Source organism: Mycobacterium neglectum, assembly GCF_002591975.1.
Classification (GTDB): domain Bacteria; phylum Actinomycetota; class Actinomycetes; order Mycobacteriales; family Mycobacteriaceae; genus Mycobacterium; species Mycobacterium neglectum.
Window position 1 is genome coordinate 105010 of record NZ_NVQE01000010.1, and the last position, 22714, is coordinate 127723.

At 64.6% G+C, this 22714-nt stretch carries 23 protein-coding genes and 1 other RNA gene; 16 read left to right on the forward strand and 8 right to left on the reverse strand.

All coding sequences use genetic code 11. The features are described from left to right. Positions 1–2 precede the first annotated feature (2 nt). The 3 genes from CSQ99_RS10695 to CSQ99_RS10705 are packed head-to-tail and all read left to right on the forward strand — an operon-like array spanning position 3 to position 2586. Positions 3–1061, forward strand: coding sequence for a type III polyketide synthase (locus CSQ99_RS10695; RefSeq protein WP_099039027.1), 1059 nt, complete (start codon positions 3–5; stop codon positions 1059–1061). Positions 1062–1063: 2 nt separating this feature from the next. Next, a complete protein-coding gene (locus CSQ99_RS10700; RefSeq protein WP_099039069.1) occupies positions 1064–1573 on the forward strand; it encodes an isoprenylcysteine carboxyl methyltransferase family protein in 510 nt (169 codons plus the stop codon). After that, complete coding sequence (locus CSQ99_RS10705; RefSeq protein ID WP_099039028.1) at positions 1570–2586, forward strand: NAD(P)/FAD-dependent oxidoreductase; 1017 nt, start codon at positions 1570–1572, stop codon at positions 2584–2586. The genes CSQ99_RS10700 and CSQ99_RS10705 overlap by 4 nt, the downstream gene beginning before the upstream one ends. Here the strand turns inward: CSQ99_RS10705 and CSQ99_RS10710 are convergent. Beyond that, the gene (locus CSQ99_RS10710) at positions 2555–3325 is read right to left on the reverse strand and encodes a MerR family transcriptional regulator (protein ID WP_176560968.1); all 771 of its coding nucleotides are present in this window, start codon (positions 3323–3325) and stop codon (positions 2555–2557) included. The two genes, CSQ99_RS10705 and CSQ99_RS10710, sit on opposite strands and share 32 nt — an antisense overlap. A gap of 47 nt (positions 3326–3372) precedes the next feature. Between CSQ99_RS10710 and CSQ99_RS10715 the strand changes: the two genes are divergently transcribed. The 4 genes from CSQ99_RS10715 to CSQ99_RS10730 are packed head-to-tail and all read left to right on the forward strand — an operon-like array spanning position 3373 to position 7975. Further along, on the forward strand, positions 3373–5274 hold the full coding sequence (locus CSQ99_RS10715) for a S9 family peptidase (RefSeq protein ID WP_099039029.1): 1902 nt from the start codon (positions 3373–3375) through the stop codon (positions 5272–5274). Then, the gene (locus CSQ99_RS10720; protein WP_245908848.1) at positions 5271–5945 is read left to right on the forward strand and encodes a DUF3159 domain-containing protein; all 675 of its coding nucleotides are present in this window, start codon (positions 5271–5273) and stop codon (positions 5943–5945) included. The genes CSQ99_RS10715 and CSQ99_RS10720 overlap by 4 nt, the downstream gene beginning before the upstream one ends. Positions 5946–5968: 23 nt before the next feature. Continuing rightward, entirely contained in the window at positions 5969–7084 is a 1116-nt protein-coding gene (locus CSQ99_RS10725) for an SGNH/GDSL hydrolase family protein (RefSeq protein ID WP_245908849.1), read from the forward strand. 51 nt (positions 7085–7135) lie between these two features. Then, entirely contained in the window at positions 7136–7975 is an 840-nt protein-coding gene (locus tag CSQ99_RS10730) for a thioesterase family protein (RefSeq protein ID WP_425437810.1), read from the forward strand. A 4-nt stretch (positions 7976–7979) separates the two neighbouring features. On the opposite strand, the gene CSQ99_RS10735 is transcribed toward CSQ99_RS10730, so the two are convergent. From CSQ99_RS10735 to CSQ99_RS10745, 3 genes are read right to left on the reverse strand one after another with little or no spacing between them, the layout of a single operon-like run. Next, entirely contained in the window at positions 7980–9188 is a 1209-nt protein-coding gene (locus tag CSQ99_RS10735) for a sulfotransferase family protein (protein WP_099039030.1), read from the reverse strand. Next, a complete protein-coding gene (locus CSQ99_RS10740) occupies positions 9185–10240 on the reverse strand; it encodes a DUF1214 domain-containing protein (protein WP_099039031.1) in 1056 nt (351 codons plus the stop codon). Before CSQ99_RS10740 ends, CSQ99_RS10735 begins: the two co-directional genes overlap by 4 nt. Before the next feature lie 57 nt (positions 10241–10297). Continuing rightward, complete coding sequence (locus tag CSQ99_RS10745) at positions 10298–10750, reverse strand: hypothetical protein (RefSeq protein ID WP_099039074.1); 453 nt, start codon at positions 10748–10750, stop codon at positions 10298–10300. Between the two features lie 212 nt (positions 10751–10962). Between CSQ99_RS10745 and CSQ99_RS10750 the strand changes: the two genes are divergently transcribed. From CSQ99_RS10750 to CSQ99_RS10760, 3 genes are read left to right on the forward strand one after another with little or no spacing between them, the layout of a single operon-like run. Continuing rightward, a complete protein-coding gene (locus CSQ99_RS10750; protein WP_099039032.1) occupies positions 10963–12156 on the forward strand; it encodes an acyl-CoA dehydrogenase family protein in 1194 nt (397 codons plus the stop codon). Further along, positions 12149–13348, forward strand: coding sequence for an acyl-CoA dehydrogenase family protein (locus tag CSQ99_RS10755; RefSeq protein WP_099039033.1), 1200 nt, complete (start codon positions 12149–12151; stop codon positions 13346–13348). The genes CSQ99_RS10750 and CSQ99_RS10755 overlap by 8 nt, the downstream gene beginning before the upstream one ends. A 45-nt stretch (positions 13349–13393) precedes the next feature. Continuing rightward, positions 13394–14245, forward strand: coding sequence for a maleylpyruvate isomerase family mycothiol-dependent enzyme (locus tag CSQ99_RS10760; RefSeq protein ID WP_245908850.1), 852 nt, complete (start codon positions 13394–13396; stop codon positions 14243–14245). A gap of 13 nt (positions 14246–14258) precedes the next feature. Here CSQ99_RS10760 and CSQ99_RS10765 read toward each other — a convergent pair whose 3' ends face one another. After that, on the reverse strand, positions 14259–14747 hold the full coding sequence (locus CSQ99_RS10765) for a universal stress protein (protein WP_099039035.1): 489 nt from the start codon (positions 14745–14747) through the stop codon (positions 14259–14261). 176 nt (positions 14748–14923) lie between these two features. On the opposite strand from CSQ99_RS10765, the gene ssrA reads away from it, so the two are divergent. Next, positions 14924–15292: a transfer-messenger RNA gene (gene ssrA, locus CSQ99_RS10770) on the forward strand. Positions 15293–15378: 86 nt separating this feature from the next. On the opposite strand, the gene CSQ99_RS10775 is transcribed toward ssrA, so the two are convergent. From CSQ99_RS10775 to CSQ99_RS10785, 3 genes are all read right to left on the reverse strand, one after another. Beyond that, entirely contained in the window at positions 15379–16080 is a 702-nt protein-coding gene (locus CSQ99_RS10775; RefSeq protein WP_245908851.1) for a hypothetical protein, read from the reverse strand. Between the two features lie 52 nt (positions 16081–16132). Next, positions 16133–17077 carry a hypothetical protein gene (locus tag CSQ99_RS10780; protein ID WP_245908852.1) on the reverse strand — a complete coding sequence of 315 codons (945 nt, stop codon included), beginning with the start codon at positions 17075–17077 and terminating at the stop codon, positions 16133–16135. A 149-nt stretch (positions 17078–17226) separates the two neighbouring features. Next, positions 17227–18417, reverse strand: coding sequence for a site-specific integrase (locus tag CSQ99_RS10785; RefSeq protein ID WP_099039038.1), 1191 nt, complete (start codon positions 18415–18417; stop codon positions 17227–17229). 245 nt (positions 18418–18662) lie between these two features. Between CSQ99_RS10785 and CSQ99_RS31765 the strand changes: the two genes are divergently transcribed. The 5 genes from CSQ99_RS31765 to CSQ99_RS10810 all read left to right on the forward strand — a co-directional run bounded on the left by CSQ99_RS31765 (position 18663) and on the right by CSQ99_RS10810 (position 22714). Further along, a complete protein-coding gene (locus CSQ99_RS31765; RefSeq protein WP_342746690.1) occupies positions 18663–19067 on the forward strand; it encodes a ferredoxin in 405 nt (134 codons plus the stop codon). Beyond that, positions 19060–19803 (forward strand): SDR family NAD(P)-dependent oxidoreductase, encoded by a 744-nt coding sequence (locus CSQ99_RS10795; RefSeq protein WP_099039039.1) that lies wholly within the window; start codon positions 19060–19062, stop codon positions 19801–19803. Before CSQ99_RS31765 ends, CSQ99_RS10795 begins: the two co-directional genes overlap by 8 nt. 336 nt (positions 19804–20139) lie before the next feature. After that, entirely contained in the window at positions 20140–21372 is a 1233-nt protein-coding gene (locus CSQ99_RS10800; protein ID WP_245908853.1) for an aromatic ring-hydroxylating dioxygenase subunit alpha, read from the forward strand. A 101-nt stretch (positions 21373–21473) separates the two neighbouring features. Beyond that, complete coding sequence (locus tag CSQ99_RS10805) at positions 21474–21881, forward strand: 3-methyl-2-oxobutanoate hydroxymethyltransferase (RefSeq protein ID WP_245908854.1); 408 nt, start codon at positions 21474–21476, stop codon at positions 21879–21881. 11 nt (positions 21882–21892) lie between these two features. After that, on the forward strand, positions 21893–22714 hold the full coding sequence (locus CSQ99_RS10810) for a 3-methyl-2-oxobutanoate hydroxymethyltransferase (RefSeq protein WP_099039042.1): 822 nt from the start codon (positions 21893–21895) through the stop codon (positions 22712–22714).

Below are 22714 nucleotides of genomic sequence, written 5' to 3' on the forward strand. Positions count from 1 at the left end.
ACATGACTGTCATTGCAGCCGTACGTGGGGAATTACCGGAACGCTGCTATACCCAGGCCGAACTGACCGATGCGCTGCTGGCGATGCCAGGATTCTCAGGGCACGAACACTTCATCCGAGCCGTGCATGAGAGCGCGAAGGTCGATAGCCGGCACATGGTGCTCCCCCTGGAGGACTACGCCGGGCTCACCGACTTCGGAGCCGCCAACGACCATTTCATCGAGTACGCGGTCGAACTCGGATGCGCCGCGATAACCGGAGCGCTCGAGGAGGCGGGGCTGAAACCGTCCGATGTCGACCTACTCGTGACGACTACGGTCACCGGGCTCGCGGTCCCGACCGTCGACGCGCGGATCGCAGGCCGGATCGGGCTGCGGCCCGACGTGCGCCGGGTGCCGCTGTTCGGGCTGGGCTGTGTGGCCGGCGCGGCGGGTACCGCACGCCTGCATGACTATCTGCGCGGTGATCCTGACGGCGTCGCGGTCCTGCTCGCGGTGGAACTGTGCTCGCTGATGCCGAAATCCGAGCCGTCGATGGCCACGTTGGTCGGCAGTGCGCTCTTCGGAGACGGGGCTGCGGCCGTTGTGGCAGTCGGCGATCGTCGGGCCGAGCAAATCGGTGCGTCCGGCCCCGAGGTGATCGACTCGCGCAGCCACCTGTACCCCAACTCGCTGCGCACGATGGGGTGGGATGTGGGTGCCACCGGGTTCCGGCTGGTGCTCTCGCCAGATGTGCCCGTGGTGGTCGAGCGTTACCTCGCTGACGACGTTACTGAATTCCTTGCATCGCATGACCTTACGATCGGCGATATCGGGACGTGGGTGAGTCATCCCGGTGGCCCGAAGGTGATCGAGGCGATCGTCTCCACGTTGGGGCTAGACGACGACGCGCTGGAACTGACCTGGCGTTCACTGGCCGAGGTCGGCAACCTGTCGTCAGCGTCCGTCCTGCACGTGCTGCGCGACACGATGGCCAAGCGGCCGCCCGCGGGCAGTCCTGGACTACTAATGGCCATGGGGCCGGGCTTCTGCTCCGAACTCGTTCTGCTGCGGTGGCGATGAGCGTGTTCTGGTATGTCGCGCTGATCGCGGTCATCGGCGTCGAGCGGCTGGCCGAACTGGTTGTCTCCAAACGAAACTGGGTGTGGAGTCGCGAGCGCGGTGGAGTCGAGTTCGGCGCAGGCCACTATCCGGTGATGGTCGTGCTGCATGTCGGTCTGCTCGCGGGATGTCTGGTCGAGGTGTTCGTGTTTCAGCGACCTTTCATACCCGCGCTGGGCTGGCCGATGTTGGCGATCGTCGTGGCCGCGCAGGCCCTGCGCTGGTGGTGCATCACTACGCTGGGGCATCAGTGGAACACCCGCGTCATCGTCGTGCCCGGTGGGCAGCGGGTGACCGGCGGGCCATACCGGCTGATCCCGCACCCGAACTACGTCGCGGTCGTACTCGAGGGCATCGCACTGCCGTTGGTGCACTCGGCCTGGATCACCGCCCTGATCTTCACCGTGCTGAACGCGGAACTGCTGCGCAACCGCATCAAGGTCGAGAACGGCGCGTTGGCGAGCCTGACATGATCGATCTGCTCGTCGCCGGCGGTGGCCCCGCGGGGCTGGCCACGGCGCTCTACGGTGCACGGGCTGGACTCGACGTCGCCGTCGTCGAGCGACGAACGGGCGTGCTGGACAAGGCTTGTGGCGAAGGAATGATGCCGCACACCGTCGCGCACCTCGACCGGCTGGGGGTGGCGGCAGAGGGCAGACCGTTACGTGGGATCAGTTACCTCAAAGGTGATCGACGGGTAAATGCTTCCTTCACCGCGGGCGCCGGGCGCGGTGTGCGCAGGACCGTTCTGCATGCCGCGCTCTTGCGAGCCGCCGAAGCTGCCGGAGTGAAGCTGGTACACGGGGAGTTCGGTGAGATCACTCAGCACGCAGACTCGGTGTCCGCCGCGGGATTCGAGGCCAGGTATCTGGCGGCGGCGGACGGGCTGCATTCACCGATTCGCAAGGCAATGGGATTGGACGCGGCGACGACGGGGCCGCGCCGGTGGGGGATCCGGCGGCATGTCGACATCGCCCCGTGGACGGATTCGGTTGAGGTGCATTGGTCGCGCAGTGCGGAGGCCTATGTCACGCCGGTGGCCGACGACTGCGTCGGCATCGCGATGCTGAGTGCCGACCGTGGCGGATTCGATCGGCACTTCGAGGCGTTCGGCGAACTTCGGGACAGGGTCGCGGGCCACGCGCACGGTCAGGACAGGGCCGCGGGACCGCTGCGGCAGAACGTTCGTAACCGCACGGCGGGTCGCGTGCTTCTGGTCGGCGATGCCGCCGGCTACATCGACGCGCTAACCGGCGAAGGGATGGGGTTGGCGTTCGGCGCCGCCGAACTGTTGGTGGACTGCGTCGTGCGCAATAGCCCCGAGGACTACGACCGGCAGTGGCGCCTGCTCACGCGGCGTTATCGCATGCTGACCGCGGGCTTGCTCGCGGCGAGCGGGCTTAGACCGGTGCGCTCGGCCATTGTGCCTGCGGCACAAGCCTTGCCGAGCGTGTTCAGCCGGTTGGTGAATCTGCTCGCGGACTGAGATTGCGCACGATCTCGCCCGCCCGGCGCAGCACATCGAGTTGCGCCGGGTTGTACAGGTCGATCATCGCGGCGCCGATCGCCTTCTCGGCGAAACGTTCTCCGCGAGGTGCATCCGATCGGGACTGCGCGAGGCTGGGGTGTGCTTCGTTGATCGCCCGAATGTAGGGAGCGAGCCGTTGGGCGAGATCTTCGCGCGTCGCCTCGTCGGCGTCGGCGGGCAAGTTGTCCAGTTCGGATGCATTGGGATCGTCGGGCGCCTCGCGCATCATGTCGGCGTAGGCCTGCCTGCCGCGCGGCCCCAGCACGCGGCTCAGCACGACCACGAGCTTGCGATCTGCGTCGGTCATCTTGGCCGCGGTGTCCGGCGCGACGAAATCGGGTGGCAGATCCGTCGGTGCCGACAGCTCAATCAGCTCGCGGAGTTCCTTGCGGGCGTGTTGCAAGCGGGTGATCGTCTCGGCGAGTTCGGCGTCGAGGTCGCGCAGGGCCTGCTCGGGGTGGTCGTCGGATTCACCCATCGCGGCGATCTGGGGGAGCGAGAAGCCGAGATCGACGAGCCGCTTGATGCGCACCAACCGAACGAGATGCTCGACGCCGTACTGCTTGTAGCCGTTGGAACGACGTTCGGGCTCGCGGAGCAGTCCGACCTGGTGGTAGTGCCGCACCGCCCGCAGGCTGGTGCCGGCCAGCTCGGCGAGTTCACGGGTGCTCCAGGCCACGTTTCCATCATGGATCATCGGAGCCGACTTGACTGTGCCGCAGCGTCCGGGTGTGCCATGGAGACATGAACAAACCTGAGCTCATCTCCGTCGAAGACTTGTTCAAGTCCCCCGTCAGGGCAGGGGCGTCAATATCGCCCGACGGCACCCGCGTCGCGTTCCTGGCGCCGTGGCGGGACCGCCTGAACATCTGGGTGGAGTCCCTGGACGACTCCGATAGCGAGTTCGGCGCCGACGCCCGGCGCGTGACCGCCGATGAAACCCGCAGCGTGCTGCACTTCTCCTGGACCGACGATCCGCGCTGGCTGCTGTACTTGCAGGACACCGGCGGTGATGAGAACTGGCACATCTTGAGGGTCGATCTCGACGACCCGGCGGCCGCGCCCGTCGATCTCACCCCGTTCCCGGGAGTCATGTCGGCCTTCGAGCTGCTGCCCGACAAGCCGGGGAAGGCGCTCGTCTACTCCAACAAGCGCGGCCCGACGCAGATGGACGCCTACGAACTCGACATCGCATCGGGCGAACTGACGATGGTCGGCGAGAATCCGGGCGATGTGATCGGGTGGCTGACGAGTCGTCGCGGCGACATGTTCGCGACCAAGCTCAGCCGTGAAGGTGACCTCGAACTCCTGAAGGTAAATGAGAACGGGTCGCTGCACTCGATCGCCAAGTACGACGGCAGGGACTACACCATGGGCATGTATCCCATGGTCGTCACGCCCGACGGCAGCGGAATCTGGATGGGATCGAACGAGGGCACCGACCGCACGAGGCTGGTTCGGCTCGATGTGGCCGACGGCAAGCAGTACGCCGTCGACAGCCATCCGACGTTCGACGTCGACACGCGGGCCCAGGTATGGGCGGGCCTGCCCGAGCCGCTCATCCAGAGCCGGGCCACCGGAGAACTGCTGGGCGTGCGGTATCTCGGTGAGCGACAGGTCATTCACGCGCTGGATCCGCGATTCGGCGACGTGCTCGGTGCACTGGAAAAGCTTTCCGACGGTGATATCGGCGCGCTGTCGTCGGACACCAGCGGACGGAAGTGGGTCGTCAGCTTCAACCACGATCGCGAGCCCGGTGTCACCTATCTCTACGACCACGAGACCGGCGAGAGCAAGGAGCTGTACCGCCCGTATCCGCATCTCGACCCGGAAAAGTTGGCGCCCATGCTTCCGGTGACCATTCCGTCGCGCGACGGGCTGGATCTGCATTCATATCTGACGCTGCCGGTCGGGTCAGAAGGTGAAGGGCCGCTTCCATTGGTCCTGACGGTGCATGGCGGGCCGTGGGCGCGGGATGGCTGGATGTACGCGCCCGCAGTACAGCTGTTGGCCAACCGCGGATACGCGGTACTGCAGGTCAACTTCCGCGGCTCGGCCGGATACGGCAAGGCCTTCCAGAAGGCCGCGATCGGCGAGTTCGCAGGCAAGATGCACGACGATCTGATCGACGGCGTCAACTGGGCCGTCGACCAGGGTTACGCAGACCCGAAGCGGGTCGCCATCTTCGGTGGCTCCTACGGCGGCTACGCGACGCTGGTCGGCGTCACCTTCACGCCGGATGTCTTCGCTGCCGCGATCGATTACGTCGGCATCTCGGATCTGAGCAACTTCATGCGGACACTGCCCGAGATCGCCCGCCCGCACCTTGCCAACAACTGGCATCTGTTCGTCGGCAACCCCGATGACCCGGAGCAGTTGGCGGACATGCTCGCTCGCTCACCGATCACGAAGGTCGACCAGATCCGCACGCCGCTGCTGGTTGTCCAGGGCGCCAACGACGTTCGTGTCGTGCAGGCCGAATCCGACAATCTCGTCGAGGCTCTGCGTAACCGCGGCGTCGAGGTCGAGTACATGGTCAAGGAGGACGAGGGCCACGGCTTCGTCAACCCGGAGAACGTGATCGACATGTTCAACACGGTCGACGCGTTCTTGGCGAAGCACCTGGGCGAGCGGAATAACGCGTGAGCGAAACCCGTACCGAGGAGCGAACCCCGACTGCGCTCGAGCGCATGGGTGGCGTGTCCGGGTTGGTGTACGCCAGCGTGCCGACCCTCGCCTACGTGATCGTGAACGCGATCGCGGGGCTGAATGCGGCTGTCGTGGTGGCCGTGGGTGCCAGCGCGGGACTGATCGTGCTGAGGCTGCTTCGCAAGGAGCCGCTGCAGCCGGCGATGTCCGGGCTGCTTGGTGTCGTGGTCGCCGCGGCGATCGCGTACTACACCGGATCCGCCGAAGGCTATTTCCTGCCGGGCATCTGGTTCAGCCTGGCCATGACGGTCGTGTTCACGGTCTCGCTGGTGGTGCGGCGACCGCTGGTCGGCGTGATCTGGAATGTGATGCGCAGCGCCGGCCCGGATCCGGCGTGGCGCGCCGACAAGACGGTGCTGCGTGGGTTCGACGTCGCGACGCTGACGTTCGTCGTCGTGTTCGCAGCGCGGTTCTTCGTCCAGGACACGCTGTACGACGCCGGGTCCACCGGCTGGCTGGCGTTCGCGCGGATCGCGATGGGTTATCCGCTGCTGGGGTTGGCGCTGCTGGTGGTGTACTGGGCGGTGCGCCGCGCCAATCGGCGGGGTGCTCTCACCGATGAGGCGAATGAGCGGATGGTCAGCCAAACAGTGGAGGCGAGAAGCTGATCCAGCACCAGATCGAGGCCGGCTTGCTGCGCGGACTCGCTGAGCTCGAGCGCACCGAGCGGGGCTGGCTGCCGCACCGACTTACGGCTCGCGCCCGCGCGCAGTGCGACGACCCACAGTTGCTCGGGGCGCAATCGCAGCCGTCCGGAGTGCGTTTCGCGCTTCGGACGGCAGCGTCCGTGCTCGAACTCGACGTCATCCGTACGCGGGTGCTACTGGTCGGGGTGCCGGAACGGCCGGACGGCACAGTCGATCTCGTCGTCAACGGCCGCCTGGCCCGGCAGGCGGCGACGAGCGGCGGCGACGTGGTGCGCGTCGACCCCGCCTCCGGGGACACCCGGGTCGAGCCGGGCCCGGCCGCGACGATCCGGTTCGACCTGCCCGCCGGCGACAAGGACGTCGAGATCTGGCTGCCGCATTACGAGCGCATCGAGCTGGTGGCACTGCGCGCTGATGCTCCGATCAGTGCACTGCCCGAGGCGCGGCAACGCTGGGTCCACCACGGGAGTTCCATCAGCCAGGGATCGAACGCCCTGAGCCCAAGTACGACGTGGGCCGCGCTGGCCGCCGGTTTGGCGGGCGTGGATCTGGTGAACTTGGGGTTCTCCGGCAGCGCGCTGCTCGACCCGTTCGTCGCGCGCGCCATTCGGGATCAGCCCGCCGACATCGTCAGCGTCAAGCTGGGCATCAACCTCGTGAACGCGGACCTGATGCGGCAGCGTGCCTTCGGTCCCGCCGTGCACGGTTTCCTGGACACCATCCGCGAGGGACATCCCGACGTGCCGCTGATCGTCGTCGGCCCGCTGTACTGCCCGATCCACGAAACCACGCCGGGGCCAGGCGCTTTCGATGTCGACGCGCTGGCACGCGGCGAGGTGCGCTTCGTCGCGACGGGCGATCCGGCGGAGGCGACCAGGCCCGGCGGGCTGGGACGGCTGACGCTTACCTACATCCGTGCTCAGTTGGCCGCGATCGTCGCCCGCAGGCAGGTCGACGACTCGGCGATCAGCTATGTCGATGGTCTGGCGCTCTATGGTCCGGCCGATGCCGAGGCGCATCCGCTGCCCGACAATCTGCATCCCGATGCGGCGACGCATCAGCTGATCGGGGAGCGGTTCGCGGAGGCCCTGCACGGCTAGGTGATACTGAATGCGGTTTAGTTAGATAGCCGAATCGTAGGAGCATCACCGTTGGCCGAGTCGATGATCACCCCGGACGCCGGAGCCGGTCCGCCGGCGACAAGCACCGCGTACTTCGAGCGGCACGGCGACCGTTTCCACCCACGTTCGATCGCCAGAGGCGGCTGGGGCGCGCTGCTCAGCGGGCACGTCGTCGGCGGTCTCTTGGGCTGGGCTGTCGAAGAGTTTGTCGACGATCCGGGGTTCCTGCCCGCCCGGCTGACCGTCGACCTTCCCAGGCCGGCCGCCATCGCACCCGTCGAGGTGCACACGCGCGAGATCCGCGGCGGGAAGCGGCTGCGCCTGGTCGAAGCGGTCATTCGCCAGGAGGACAAGATCGTCGGCCAGGCGACGGGCCTGTTCCTTCGCCGCGGGGACCAGCCGACCGGCACTATCTGGTCACCGCACGTCGAAATGCCGCCGCTTCCAGCGGATGCGCAGGAGAATGCCAATCCGTTGTTCGTCCGCACCTATGGCTGGGGTCTGTCGATTCAGAATCCGGACGAGGACTGGCCGGGGGAGGGCGGAGCGAAGTACACATGGCTGCGGTTGACGCAGCCGCTGTTCGACGGCGAGCCGCTTACGCCGTTCACGCGGGCGGCGATGGCCGCCGATGTGACAGCCTCCCTTGTCAATTGGAGCTCGGAGGGGCTGAAGTTCATCAATGCCGACTACACGCTAACCCTGAGCCGCCTGCCGGAGGGCGTCCACATCGGGCTGGCGTCGCAGAGCCATTCCACGCAGGACGGAATCGCGACCGGTTCGGCGATCCTCTTCGACGAGCAGGGTGAGGTCGGCAGCAGCATCTCCGTCTCGGTGGCCCAGTCAGGCTTCGCTCCGCCGCCTCGCTGATCGCTCAGCGGTTCAGGAACGCGAAGCGTTCGCGTAGTTCGTCCGCGTCGAGCCCGAAGTCCTGCGGTGTGTAGCGGTGCGTCCCGTGGGCGTTGCGGGGGTGCGCCGCATGGTAGTTCGCTATGAAGGGGTCCAGCGCGGGCGCGGCCATGTCGGCGGCGGCATAGATCCTTTCGAGAACGCTTGCGGTATCGTCGATCAGCTCGCGGTAGTCGACGTCGATCAGCGTGACGTCGTCACGTTCTGGTGAGGAGCGGAACTCGTTCGCCCGCCGAAACCACAGCTCACTCTGGTCCACCTGCCGGCGGCCGACGTCCACGGCATCCACCTCGTCGCTGTACGTCGACTGGTACACGGCGAACAGGCTGGCACCCGAGGCGATAGTCGCGACGATATCGCGGTGAATCTGAATCACGATGGCTCCGGGGAACTCTCGCGCGATATACCACAGCTCTGCGGTGTGCGCCGGCGCCTTCAGCACGAACCGACGGTCGTCGTTGACGGCCAGCAGCTGCAGCGCTTCGCGATAGCGCGCATACGGATCACCGAAGTCTTCGCCGGCCAGCCATGTCGCATACGCCGGCAGCCGCATCAGCGACGTGAAACCCCAGTTGCGCAGATCCGTCCCCATGCCGAGGACGCATTCCTCGGCCAGCGTGGGGCCGGAGGGATGGACGAACGCCATGTCAGGGTTGAGCGTGTGGAGCAGTTCGCTTCCGGGCGTGGTCAATTCGGGTCCGGCATTGGGCGCCGATTCCGCGAACAACCATGGCGCGGCGAGCTCTGCCGGAATTTGGGCGTGCAGCCGCGGATCGCCGGCGAGCAGCCGGAACAGGAACGTCGTGCCGGTGCGCCATCCGCCCACGATGACGATCGGCGGAGCCAACGACCCGTTGGCGCGAGAAGCGTTGCCCTCCCGCCACATCGCGATCTTCGCCCCGGCTGTCAGCCGACCTATCGCGGACTGCAGCGCCATCCGCGCGCCCACTGCATTGAGTCGAGCGTCCTCGGCCGCCGAGCCGAGGAACTCCTCGAGCCCTGTGCGCCAGCCTTTCGCGAAGTGCGTTTCGCGGATCTCACCGCGGGCGGCCACGCGTTCGAGCACCGCATCGGGATCCAGACGGTAGCGGTCGGGTCGTTTCACGCGGTCCTGCTCTGCGGCTGCGTAGATCGCGAGCGCTGATTCGGTGCGCGCCGACGGTCGCCAGGTCATGCGTGAGGTACGACGCGAACGTCGGGAAGCTCGGGTTCGGATTCAGGTTGCAGAAAGCGCATCACAAAGATTCCGAACGCCCGCCCTTCGGTGTCCAGCCAGTCATGCCCGTCGATACCGGGATTCTGCCCGGCGAGCGCGAACCGAAAGCGTCCGTCGGCGACGGTGGCATTGGCTGTTGTGCGCGACACCGTGCGGTTGCGGTAATCGAGCGAGTTCAGAAACCTGCTGTACAGCACGATGTTCCAGTGCCGGCACGACACCAGGGGTCCGTCGATCACGAGGCATTCATCCTGCGCCAGCGACCACGAGCCACGCAGATAGTGGATACCGGGCTCGGTGAAGGCCGCACCGCCGGTCATCGCCGACCAGTGCCGCACGCTGTTGGTCTGCGCCAGGTCTTCGGCCGCGGACATCTCGAATGCGCGCGGCACCTGCGAGATGAACGCCCCGAGCCGCGACAGGTCGCGCGCGAACTTGGCGTCGTCGGGCGCGGTCGCGGGTCGGGCGGGGTCGAGTCGTTCGATCCGGCACGTTCCCGGGTCGACGGGCGCCGGTTCGTCGTGGACGAAACGCACCCACACCGACGAGGTCCCCTCTGGGATCTCCACATCCGACGGCCGCTCGGTGGCCCTCCGCGTCAGCGTGACGACGAAGGTGCCGTCGGCGTCCACCACGAGATCATCGGAATCGATCCGCGCCACCGCCGTCGCGTCCGCGATTCCGCGGCCGGCATATGCCGTGATCGACTGATACACCGATGATCCGACGTTGCCGGTGATGCGATAGCCGGTTCCGTCACCGATATCGGTGATCCAATAGCGGTAGTCGGGGTTGTCCATGAAAAACTTTTGACGCCATCCGTTGAATGGCGTGAGTTCCGGTGTGTCGCCTGCGATTTCGAATCGGCCGAGCAGATTGTTGACTGCGCGGAGCAATGCGCGCTGACCATCTGTGCGCTCGGCTGGATCGAGATCGCGCGTGGACTCGTCGAGGTGTTTACCCGCGGCTTCGAGGCCTGCGACCAGATTCGCCCAACCCGCTTCGGTCACGACCGGAGTGTTGCGGACGCCCTGCGGCGTGTCAACGCTCGCGGCGGACGGGGTGGCTTACGAGGCCGGAGCCAGCTGCGGTGCCGGAGTCGTCACACGCTCAGCCTCAGGGAGCTGCTTGCGGGCATCCTTGGCGACTCGGCGGGAGAGAATGCGCGCCTGCCGATTGGTGATCGCGCGATTCTTCGCGGCCAGCAGATCGAGCTGCTGCCAGCTGAGTCCGTCGAGGTCGCCGTCGGAGTCGTGCGTGGCGATGACGACGCATCCGCGCAGCAGCGGCACTGTTCGTGCGGTGAAAGTCGATGACGCCATGAGCAGTTCAGTGGCGATCGTGTTGGTCTGACGCTGGCACTTCTGCGGTGCCGCGGAGAACCAGAAGTCGAATTGCCGGTCGGCGGTGGTGAGGCAGTTCAGGCTGTGAGTCGCGACGAGCTTGTCGATATCGGCCTTGCTATATGCGCGGGTTTCGTAGACGAGGCCATTGGGGCTGCAGTAGAGGACGGTATGCATTCGGATAACCCATTCCACTCTTTCTCTTTTTTTATGAGGTGTGGCGAACCACAACTCCTTGTTACTCCTGTTACCCGTGTGACAACTGAGACAAACCTGAATAACAAATACGAAACGATGGGTTTGGCCACAGGTGGGGCTCCAGCCCGCGCGGAGGCCTTATCGGGGGGCGGTGACTCTCGACGGGTGTCGAGTTCCTATCGTGACTGGTTATGAGCAATGACGCTGATGCCGATAGGGTCGCCGACCTGGCGCAGGGAGTGGTAACTGACCACGACCCCAAGAAGGCGCCGATCCAGGAGTACCTCGGTGCCTGTTACGACGCAGGCCTGTCCTGGGTCCACTTCCCCGAAGGCCTGGGCGGGCTCGGGGTTTCCCGCGGTCTGCAGGTCGTGGCCGATCGGATCCTGCAGGGTGCTGGCGGTCCGGTGCCGCTCGGGCTCAATCCGATGGGCTACGGGATGGCCGCGCCGACGATCCGTGAGCACGCGCAGTCCGAGGATGTGAAGAGTCAATGGCTACGGCCGCTGGCCACCACCGAAGACCTGTGGTGTCAGCTGTTCTCCGAGCCCGGCGCCGGATCCGACCTGGCAGGCCTGGCCACCTCCGCGGTGCGCGACGGTGACGACTGGGTGATCAACGGTCAGAAGGTGTGGACGAGCCTGGCCCACCGCGCCCGCTGGGGCCTGCTGCTGGCCCGCACTGACCCGGATGTGGCCAAGCACAAGGGTCTGTCGTACTTCGTCATCGATATGCACGGCGACGGTGTCGAGACCCGTCCGCTGCGTCAGATCACCGGGCAGGCCGAGTTCAACGAGGTCTACTTCACCGACGCGCGCATCCCCGACAAGCACCGCCTCGGCGAGGTGGGTAACGGCTGGAACGTCGCGATGACGACGCTGATGAACGAACGCACCGCACTCGGCGGCAGCGGCAGCAGGCGCGGCGCGGGCACCATCTCCGACGCGACCGCACTGTGGGCGTCACGCCCCGAGCGCCACACGCCGGTGCTGCGGGACCGGCTCACGCAATTGTGGCTGCGGTCGGAGGCCCAACGGCTCACCTCGGAGCGCTCGCGCGCGGCCGCCACAGTTGGCGGACCCGGTCCGGAGGGGTCGATCGGCAAGCTGGTCGGCGCTGAACTGAATCAGCACATCTACGAGTGGTGCATGGATTTCCTTGGGCCAGAAGGACTTCTGTACCGCGGCTACAACCAGGGCACACCCACCGGCGAGCGGGACTGGCAGGGTCCCATCCAGCAGAAGTATCTGCGCAGCCGTGCCAACACCATCGAAGGCGGGACGTCGGAGGTGATGCGCAACATCCTCGGCGAGCGCATTCTCGGACTGCCCGGCGATCTGCGTGCCGACTCCGGCATGCCGTGGAAGGAGATTCCTCGTGGCTGAGAAGCATGCGAATCAGCCCAACAGCGGGGCTGACATCAAGGGCGAGTACAAGTTCAGCGACGAACAGAATCAGCTGCGCGCTGCGGTGCGCAAGTTCAGCGTCGACCACTTCGCCGAGGACAAGATCCGCGAACTGATGGATTCCGACCCACCGTTCGACCCGAAGGTGTGGGCCAGGCTCGGCGCCGAACTCGGTGTCCTCGGCCTGTCGGTGCCCGAAGCCGACGGCGGCGTCGGTGGCACGCTCGTTGATCAGGCGGTGGCGATCGAAGAGCTCGGCGCACGGCTGGGGACCGGACCGTTGTTCGGCACGGTGTACCTCGCGATCCCTGCTCTGGTCGCCGCGGAGTCCGGAACGGCGCGCGACGAACTCCTCGGCGATCTCGTTGAGGGCCGACGCACCGCAGCTGTCGCGGTCGTAGACCGTGTGGGCGTCTTCGATCCGGATGCCGTCGAGGTGACGGCTGAAGGTGACGCGGTGTCGGGCACGGTCACGCAGGTCGTCGATGGCGGCATCGCCGACGTGCTGCTGGTCGCCGCGCGCGGGCCCGACGGGGTTGCGCTGTACGCCGTCGACGCCACGGCGGACGGCGTGGAGCGCACGGCACTCGCCACGCTCGACCAGACGCGCTCGGAGGCGAACGTCTCCTTCACCAAGGCACCCGCCACGCTGATCGCCGGGCCCGGTGAGACCCAGCGGGTCCTCGATCATGCCTTGCAGGTCGGCGCGGCGCTGCTGGCGATCGAGCAGGTCGGCGCGGCCCAGCACCTGCTTGACCTGTCGGTCGAATACGCGAAGACCCGGCTGCAGTTCGGCAGGCCGATCGGGTCGTTCCAGGGCGTGAAGCACCGGCTCGCGAATCTGCTCGTCGATGTCGAGCACGCCAGATCGACGGCCTATCATGCGGTTTGGGCGCTGACCGATGGATCCGACGACGCGGAGCTGTCGACGAGCATCGCGCAAGCTGTGTGCTCGGCAGCCCTCAGCCACGTCGCCACCGACACCATTCAGGTGCACGGCGGCATCGGGTTCACCTGGGAGCATCAGGCGCACCTCTATTACAAGCGCGCCACCACCAATTCGGTGCTCCTGGGCAGCGCCGAGCAGCACCGGGACCGAGTCGCGGCGATGGTGCTCGACACCGCCACCGCCGACAAGGTGCCGTGGGTGGCCGACGGCACCGCGGTCTGATCAGTTCGCGCACGCTCGCGGGTTGCGGAGGCTAGCGTCGGGCCGGTGAGCAGCCCCTCGCGCCCCGTGACCGTGCTCGACAAACCAGCGGTCCTCGCCGGCCTGTTCGGGGTCTGGAGGGACCTCGACGCGCTGGCCGGCGAACTCGACGCAAGCCAGTTTGAGACGGCGACGTCGCTGCCCGGGTGGACCGTGCACGACGTGATCGCCCACGTCGTGGGCACCGAGTCGATGCTGCAGGGTGTCGAGACCCCGGAAGCCGACATCGACGTGTCGACGCTCGAGCATGTCCGCAACGACATCGGCGTGATGAACGAGCGGTGGGTTCGCAAACTGCGCGAGCAGAGCGCGGCGGAATTGCTCGAGACGTTCCGTGCGACGACGGCGCAGCGGCGTCAGGCGCTGTCGGATCTGTCGAACACGCAGTGGAACGATGTCGGCTTCACACCGGCCGGGCCGGACAGCTACGGACGGTTCATGCGGGTGCGCATCTTCGACTGCTGGATGCACGAGCACGACATCCGCGATGCGATCGGCGCGCCGGCGAGCGCGGGGGAGCTAGTCGGTTCCGCTGGCGATCTGGCGCTGGACGAGATGGCGGCCAGCATGGGTTTCGTCGTCGGCAAGCTGGGCGGCGCTCCCGACGGGTCAAGGGTGTCGTTCGAGCTGACGGGTCCGCTGGGACGCACGATCAACGTGGCGGTCGATGGCAAGGCGAAGGTGGTCGACGACTTCGGTGACGACGATCCGACGTCGACGATTCAGCTCGACGGCCTGCTGTTCACCCGGTTGGCGGGTGGGCGGAAGCCGTTGGCCGAGCATGCGGATGCCATCAGCTATGGGGGAGACGAGGCCGTGGGCCGACGCATCGTCGAGCACCTCAATTACGTGATCTGAGAACGGAATCGTCCTAGTCAGCGGTGTGGACTATGAGGATGTCGATTTTTGCCTTACGGGCGACGGCGTCGGGCACTGAACCGAGCAGGCGCCCCGCGGTCGTGTCCAATCCGACGTCGCCGACCACCAGCAGGTCTGCGTTCACCTCGTGAACCAGCTTGACGAGCGCGTGCACCGGCGCCCCTTCCACTGCCTTCTCCACGACGTCGTGCGCACCGGCCGCCTTCGCGCGATCGCGGGCCTCCCGGAGGATCTCGTAGATGGGGGCTTCGCCGTGCAGCCGGTAGCTTTCGCCGCCGAGGGCGTCGGCGTCGCGGGGATTGGTCACATGATCGTGCGAGGGCGCTCGTGACCAGCTTCCCTTTTCAACGGTGGGGACATGCGCGCTCGCGATGATCAGCTTGGCGTTCTCCTGACCCGCGAATGCGGCCGCTTTATCGACCGCACGTAGGGACGACGTCGAGCCATCTGTCCCGACAATGATCGTCCGATACCCGCTCATAGCAGACTCCTTGCGTCGGTCGCGACGACTCGACACTACGACGGTCCGGTCGTCATTTTCACCGGATTTGCGACCTGGGCGGCCGGGCGTGATCTAGCTGGGACTATTTATTCGCTGGCGCGTGTTGTGCTCCCCGGTAGAATGAAAGGTCCTGCTGATGTTCAGCAGGGGTGCGAGGGGCTGAACGGTTTCGACTTCGCGCATCAAATCAAGGGAAGCGTGCCGGTGCAGGCAAGAGACCACCGTAAGCGTCGTTGCAACCAATTAAGCGCCGATTCCAATCAGCGCGACTTCGCACTCGCTGCCTAAGCGACTGTGAGTCTGTCAGACCGGGAGCGCCCTCGGCCCGGACCCTGGCATCAGCTAGAGGGACAAACCCACGGGTTCGGTCGCGGAATCGGTGGGGACATCAAACAGCGACTGGGATCGTCATCCTGACTCGTTCGCGTGATCAGGAGATCCGAGTAGAGGCATAGCGGACTGCGCACGGAGAAGCCTCGAGGGAATGCCGTAGGACCCGGGTTCGATTCCCGGCAGCTCCACCGAAGAAAGCGGCCAGGTCGAAAGACCTGGCCGCTTTCTTTGTAGGCAGAACGCGAGAGCGGCTAGCTCAATCAACCGGTGAATAACATCACGCAGCGGCACGCCACTCTGGGCCGTCGAAGGGAAACGGGCGAACTGTACCTTCAAGTCTCAACAACAGCCGGAGATGAGGATTGGTCTCGGGCGGATTTGCCTGAAGCACAGTCACTTTAGTGCCGCCGTGCGTCATAACTGCGCCGACGTAGTCGACGAGCGGATCCGGTACGAATCCCAGGTGAACCTCGCCATCGACGATCTGAATTGCTTTGGGATTAAAGTCATTGTCCGGGTCTAGCTTGAGACCAATGTCCGCTCCGGGCGTGAGTGCGGAAATGTGTTCGCTGGCGGTCTCCGGGCGGTGGCGTACCCCGTGCGCCAAGAAACTCGCCGATGTACGACCACTTACCGGATCAAAGCTCGGAAGAGCGATTAGCTCAATCGGGTCGCCCTCCCGATAGCCGCCCGACGCCGACAGGATCTCCCAAGAGTCGGCGGTCTGCTCCAGATTTAGGCTCGCTAGGTAACGCGGTCGATCCGGCCGTTTTGCGCCGATAACTCTCTCCGCGAAGGAGGGGAACAATTGTTGTCTAAAGTACCTGCGGCCGCTCTCGCTGAATCCAACGATCGGTACGAACGACGGATCAGCAGTGGCTGACAGCAGATAGGCAAACTCGTAGCCGTCGGCGACCCGGTCGAGGAACCCAAGGGCGCGATACGTTCCGGACTTGGGATCTCGACGCGTCACAATCATCCGCGCCCTAGTCTTTGCGGCCGTGTGATCTGCAGTTTCGATGAGAAGGCCACTATGTGGCATCGAGCAGCCGCCTTCGGTTGATGGAAAGAACGTCTATAACGAACCTACGGGTCGACTCTGACAAGTTGGGAATCCTGGCCACAATATCGTCGCACGCAGACTGCTCTACCTGCGAGATTTGGTTCATCCAGTGTTCGCGCGCCGCAGGGCTCGCAATCTCCAGGGACTGCTGCGCGAGGCTAACCAGTGTCGTAGCTCTGGGGACCTCGAAGCTCGAAGCGCACCCACGTAAGCACCAGCGTTCGACGCCGCCAGCAAGCGTTCGCGCGCGCCGGTCATCTCCGTCGCCGCTACCGAGAGCCGAGCCATGATCAAAACTGTGCGCAAGGTGAACCGTGCCGACGTCTGGTGACTGCAAAACCGCCCAGTTGTGTGCGTGACGGTCGGTATTGGCGATCCACGCATCAAAAACGAGATACCCAGCGAAAACGTCAAACCCCGTCCACGTGTCGAATACGGAGTTCACCGGTCCCCTCGCGCCGAGCAATGCGTTTCTAATCGCATCGAGGGTGTGGCCCCTACAACTACGCGCATCGAATTCTGGGTCAACCTCGTCGAGAAGTGCTGCACCGGGGCTCAATTGCCAATGTTTGGGCCGAACGTCCCTGCTCATAGAGCCGGTAGCGAGAGTGGCGTCACTTCGTCTAGTTGTTTGAGCGAGCTCTGTCGTTGCTGCCGGCAACCCAATGAGGCGCGCTAGCTCGTAGGAGATCTTTTCTGCCCAGTCTTCGCCGCGAACCAAGACGTCCGGTCTGTCGCCGCGGTCTTGTCGCTCCTTCGACAGCGCAAGCTCGACCACCCTTCGCGGCTTAAACAACCAGTGACCTTCAAAGGGCGCTTCAACGGGAGCGCCGAACCAGCGCTTCTCTTCGTCGCCACCTGGTTCGCGTTCTCCACGGATCCACGAGGTCAGATCCACGACCTCGAATTCCACGATTCAAAGGGTAGTGCTGAGAGCCGCGAACTTGTGGTACGCGACACCTTGCATGCGTATCCAGAGACCTGGACTGGGACAAGAGTCCTGGCGTAGAGCAAGCGGTGGTTCGCTCCGCTCCGCTTCGGTTGTCGGTTGTCGGCAGAGGGTTACCCTACCTCCGCCGAGGGCGGAATGCCGTTGGGATCCCCGCTGATCAATGGGCTTTTTGCGAGGGGACTCGCATCGGCTCCCGCGCGTCGTGCCCACGGAATGCCCACACTTTTTTTCGCGTATGCGTCGTCCAAGTTCGACGCCACATCGTCGAGATCGGAATCGAACAAGTCGGCATATACATCGAGTGTCACTTTTGCGCTGCGGTGCCCAAGCATGCGCTGTAGCGCGAGCACGTTGGCTCCGGCCGATACCGCCAACGAAGCACAGGTGTGTCGCAAATCGTGCGGAGTGATCGACGGCAACCCGGCTCGTCGCAACGCCGCGGCGAACCACCCAGTAGAGGAGCGCGGACGGGGGAGGTAGCCGCAATTAGGGCCCGGGAAGATCAGGGCGTCGCGTGCCTTGCCCACGCAAAGGCGTGAGAGCTCGTCGAGAACGAATTGCGGAATTGGCACCGATCGCGAACGGCGTTCCTTTGTGGGCCCAATCTGATGGCCTCCTCCTAGTTGCACCGCATTGGTCGAGACCAGGATTCGGTGCCGAAGGAATTCCACGTCGCCGACCCGTAGTGCAATGGCCTCCCCCCATCGCAGACCACAAAACGCCAACAGCAGCACCAACACTCGGTGCTCTCCCGCCTCGACAGCCAAGGCGTGAACCTCAGACGCAGTCAGGTAGCGGTGTCGGCGCGCGACCCGGCGCGGCAGGTTCTCCACACCGCGAGCTGGATTGACGGCCAGCCGGTGGGACTTCACCGCATCGCTCAAAATTCCTGACAGCACGGCGTGCGCGCGACGCACTGTGGTCGTCCCATGTCCTCGACGTGCCATCGCGGTGACCCAGCCCTCGACCTCGATCGTGGTGATCTCGACGATGGACCGCGTCGCCCAGACCGGGTGAACATGGGTCCGCCAGGATGACTCCAGCGTGCGGTAGTGAGACGAGGCCGCGGAGTGCTTCTTTTTGTCCAGCCACGCTGCCGCAAGTTCGTCCACAGTCACACGTCCGGCTGCCGGGGATACGAACGTGCCCATCGCTTTTCGTACTTCGATAGTTGCGGCGAACGCCCGGGCGTCTCGCTTAGTCGCAAACCCGCGCTTATCGGTCTGCCGTCGGTCCGGTGTCCGGTAACGCACGCGCCACCTTCGGCCGGCCTTGGTCTCGTACGCTGTCACCGACGCCATTGACTCGCCTCCAACGTCCCGCCTCCGCAACACAAGTGAAACGCTCGCGCCCACCCAGCTGTTCCAAGAGGCACAAGGGCGCGAATATAGCCGAACAAATTGCCGCACAAGGACTTATTGGCTCCTCGAATGCTCGTGGTTTGACCAGTCGTTCTCGATTGACCCAGGTAATATCCACTGCTATTTTACAGAACAAAGCTCTGTTTAGCAGAAACGGCCCGTCAGATATTTGAACCAGGATTCCCGTGATCAAGATCCATGCAGACCACGAACGGCGCGAGGGATACTTCGTCGCTGCGCCGGATGTGTTTGATTTGGACGATGATGGCATCGTCATGTTGCTACGCGATGAGATCGAGAGCTCCGAGCGTGAGCATGTCGATGAGTCCGCGCGCAGCTATCCGGTTGCAGCGCTTCGCACTCGAGCAGATGTCCGCGGCCGACCACTAGCACGTCTCGAAAACACCGCGCAGACAGAGAAACTGATGAAATATGCGACCTGCGCGCAGCAAGGCATGAGTGGCAATGAAGACAGGGCCCTGTTCGCAGATGCGGTTGTCCTCGGTAACGGACGCTACGCATCTAGCTCGGCGGACCTCACTGATGCCGACCCCTCCCGTCGTTCGACTTTGATCCGCTGCCGTGGCTGACCGGGACCCGTTCGACGTGGCCGGCACCGTCATCGTGGTAACCGGCGGCGCTAGTGGCATAGGCGATGAAGTGGTTGCAGATCTCGTGGACGCTGGCGCCAACGTGGTGGTTGCCGACCTCGCGCCACCGCCCGGCCGGCCGACGGTGATCTATCACCGTCTCGACGTCACCGACGAAGACGCGCTGGCTGGACTCGTCAAAGACACTGTGGAGCGCTTCGGCCAGATAGACGGCTTGGTCAATTGCGCTGCGATGTATAGGGCGCTTGGGGCCAAGAAGACCTTGGAAGAGTTGACCATCCAAGAATGGGACGACGTTCTACGCATCAATGTGCGGGGTACGTGGCAAGCGATGAAAGCCATTTTGCCGGCGGTGCCAGCGCGGGGCGGTCGCATTGTGAACGTGTCCTCGACGACTGCGCGGACGGGAACACTCGGTTTTCCGCACTACGTCGCCTCCAAGGCTGCGGTCGAGGGCCTCACCCGCGCTGCAGCCCGAGAGCTGGGCGCGCGCGGAATCACCGTCAACGCAGTCGCCCCAGGGCTCGTGGACGACGAGGCCACAAACGAACTCAACGATCCCATCTACGTCGCGCAGGCGGTGAACCGTCGGTCGATCAAGCGGACGCTTTTACCCGGGGATGTCGCGTCCGTGGTGCGTTTTCTGTGCAGCGGCGGCAGCGGGTTCATCACCGGTCAAGTCCTGATCGTCGATGGCGGGGGGGTATTTGTTTGAGCTCCGCCGTACCGTGAGCTCTTGACTAAGTGAATCGCCGCCATGATCCCCTCCACGGCGCAAGTCTGCGCTCACCCACGCCGCCGACGGCAAATTCAGGTCCGGGCGTCTTTGGCGGCCCGTCGCGGGACGACCCGTGCACCATCGGCGTGAGGCTCGACCAACGTCCATGATTTCGAGCTTGGCGTCTGGTTGCTCCTGAATGCCTAATGGTATTACAATTAGGACAGTGTGATCGGGGCGTCACCGCCGGATGGTGGGAGAGAACTAGCTGAGGTAACGGTGCTACGCGCAGAGATCAACGAGCTTTTGACGAGGACCGGGCCGGGGACGCCGATGGGTGAGTTGTTCCGCCAGTACTGGATTCCAGCCTTGCTTGCCGAGGAACTGCCGGAGAATGATTGCGCGCCGGTACGCGTAAAGCTGCTGAGCGAGCGGATGATCGCTTTTCGAGACAGCAATGGCGACTTTGGTTTGATCGATGAGTTCTGCGCGCACCGTGGCGCCTCACTGTGGTTTGGGCGTAACGAAGAGGGCGGTCTGCGATGTCCCTACCATGGCTGGAAGTACGACGTCACGGGGCAAGCCGTCGATGTGCCGTCCGAACCTGTGGGGTCCACCTTCTGCGCGCACGTCAAACTGACGTCCTACCCGCTGAGGAAGATCGGGGGCATGATGTGGACCTACATGGGAGACCCCGCGAACCAGCCGCCGTTACCGGAATTCGAATTTGCTCTCGTGCCGGCCGATCAGACCTTCACGTCCAAACGATGGCAGGAATGCAACTGGCTGCAAGCTTTCGAGGGTGGCATCGATTCCAGCCATGTGTCGTTCCTGCATTCCGGGGGCCTTAAGTCGGACCCGCTGTTCAAGGGCAGCAAGGCTAACGAGTACAACATGGCGGACCTCAAGCCGTTCTTCGAGGTCGCGGACTCCGAGGGTGGTTTGTTCGTTGGTGCCCGCCGGAACGCTGACGCCGACAACTACTACTGGCGCATCACGCCGTGGGTGATGCCGTGCTTCACGATGGTGCCGCCACGAGGGGATCATCCTGTCCACGGCCACTTTTGGATTCCCATCGACGATGAGAACTGTTGGGCGTACTCGTTTGACTATCACCCCGTGAGACCGTTGACTTCGCAGGAAGTTCAGGCGATGAAGGTCGGGCACGGGGTGCACAGTGCCAACATCCCTGGCACGTACCGACCGCAGGCGAATAAGGACAACGACTATCTGATGGATCGTGCGGCGCAGAAGCGTGGAGACACATACTCGGGCGTGCGGGGTATCGCGATCCAAGACTCGTCGCTGCAGGAGAGTATGGGGCCGATCGTCGATCGGACCAAGGAGCGGTTGGTGTCTGCCGACAGTGGCATCATCAAAGCGCGTCAAAAGTTGAAGCGGGCGGCTGAGGCGTTGCGCGACAAGGGTACGACTCCTCCAGGTGTTGACCCTAAACATCATCGTGTCCGGTCTGCGGCCGTCGTCCTTCCGCGTGACGCATCGTTCAGCGAGGCGTGCCGAGAAGATCTCAGGGTGCGCGAAGGCGTGCGGCAGACATCGGTATGACCAGTCCACTTCAGCCGATTCTCGGGAGTAGTTGCGCGCGTGCGACATCTGCTGCTGAGATGCGATACCGGATCAACCGCCCGATCGCCGGGCGGAGGGGCGTGCGCGTCATTGCGCTCGACGGTGGTGCACGAGCGATCATCGAGCGGCTTTCATCTCAGCCGTGGGAATGTGCACGCTTCCTGTCGGTAGCCGAACCGAGAAGGAATGCGGGGGAGCAGGGTTGGGTTTCGCTGCTCGACACCGACGGCGCCGTCTCCATTCTTGCGGACGAGCTTGCCGACGCCGATGTGGTCGTCATGGTTGCCACCACCGGTGGGGATGCCGCTGCAGCAAGCATCATCGGTGCGGCGAGCACGGTTCGCGCGATCATGACCGCTGGCGTCGTCGTCGGGGAAGGCGCGGCGGCGAGTCAGACCGTTGCTGTGCTGCGGCCTCTTGCGCGCTTACTCGTCGTCAGCGGTCACGAAGAAGACGTGTCCGATCTGCTCTCAGCGCTGCGAGTCTGAAGGGACCCGTCGTGGGCACGAAGGTGAAACTCGCTGACCTGCAGGACATGAAACTGCGTGGGCAGAAGATCGTAGGTGTGGTGTCGTGGGACTACCAAATGGCACGGATAGTCGATCGTGCCGGCGTCGACTTAGTGTCGGTGGGTGACACCGTGGGAATCAACCTGTGGGGTCAGCCGAATCCGCTTGAAATCACCATGGATCAGATGGTCGTGGTGTGCCAGGCAGTGCGCCGCGGTGTCCGGCGCGCCTTGCTGTCCTGTGATTTCCCGTTCGGTCCGCTGCAGGACGGGCGAAAGAGTGCTGTGCGGGCGGCAATTCGTCTCGCCAAGGAAGCCGGCATCGATATGGTGAAACTAGACGGGGCATCCGATCATTTAGATGCCGTGACCGCGGTGACGCGTGCGGGGATTCCCGTGTTCGCTCAGTTCGGTATCACCCCGCAGACTTCCCTCAAATACGGTGTGACGTATAGCGCCACACCGAGCGCCGAGGATGCGGTTTCAGACGAACTTCTCGATGAGATGGTTTGTGAGGCCCGTCGTCTCGCTGATGCGGGCGCAGTGCTGCTGAACTTTACGAATTCGGGACCCGTCGTTGGGGCGGCAGTAGCCGAGGCGGTGCCCATCCCGGTGCTCGGTGGATTCGGTGGCGGCCCGTGGCTGGACGGCCGGATCCGGATGGCCACGGCCGCAATCGGTTACAGCGCCGATGGTCTCGACAGCCCACCGGATACCTATGCCAACGTCGCCCAGATCGCGCTGGACGCCATCACGGCGTATGCAGATGACGTGCGGGCTGCTCGCCAGATCAAGGGAGGTCTTCGACGTTGA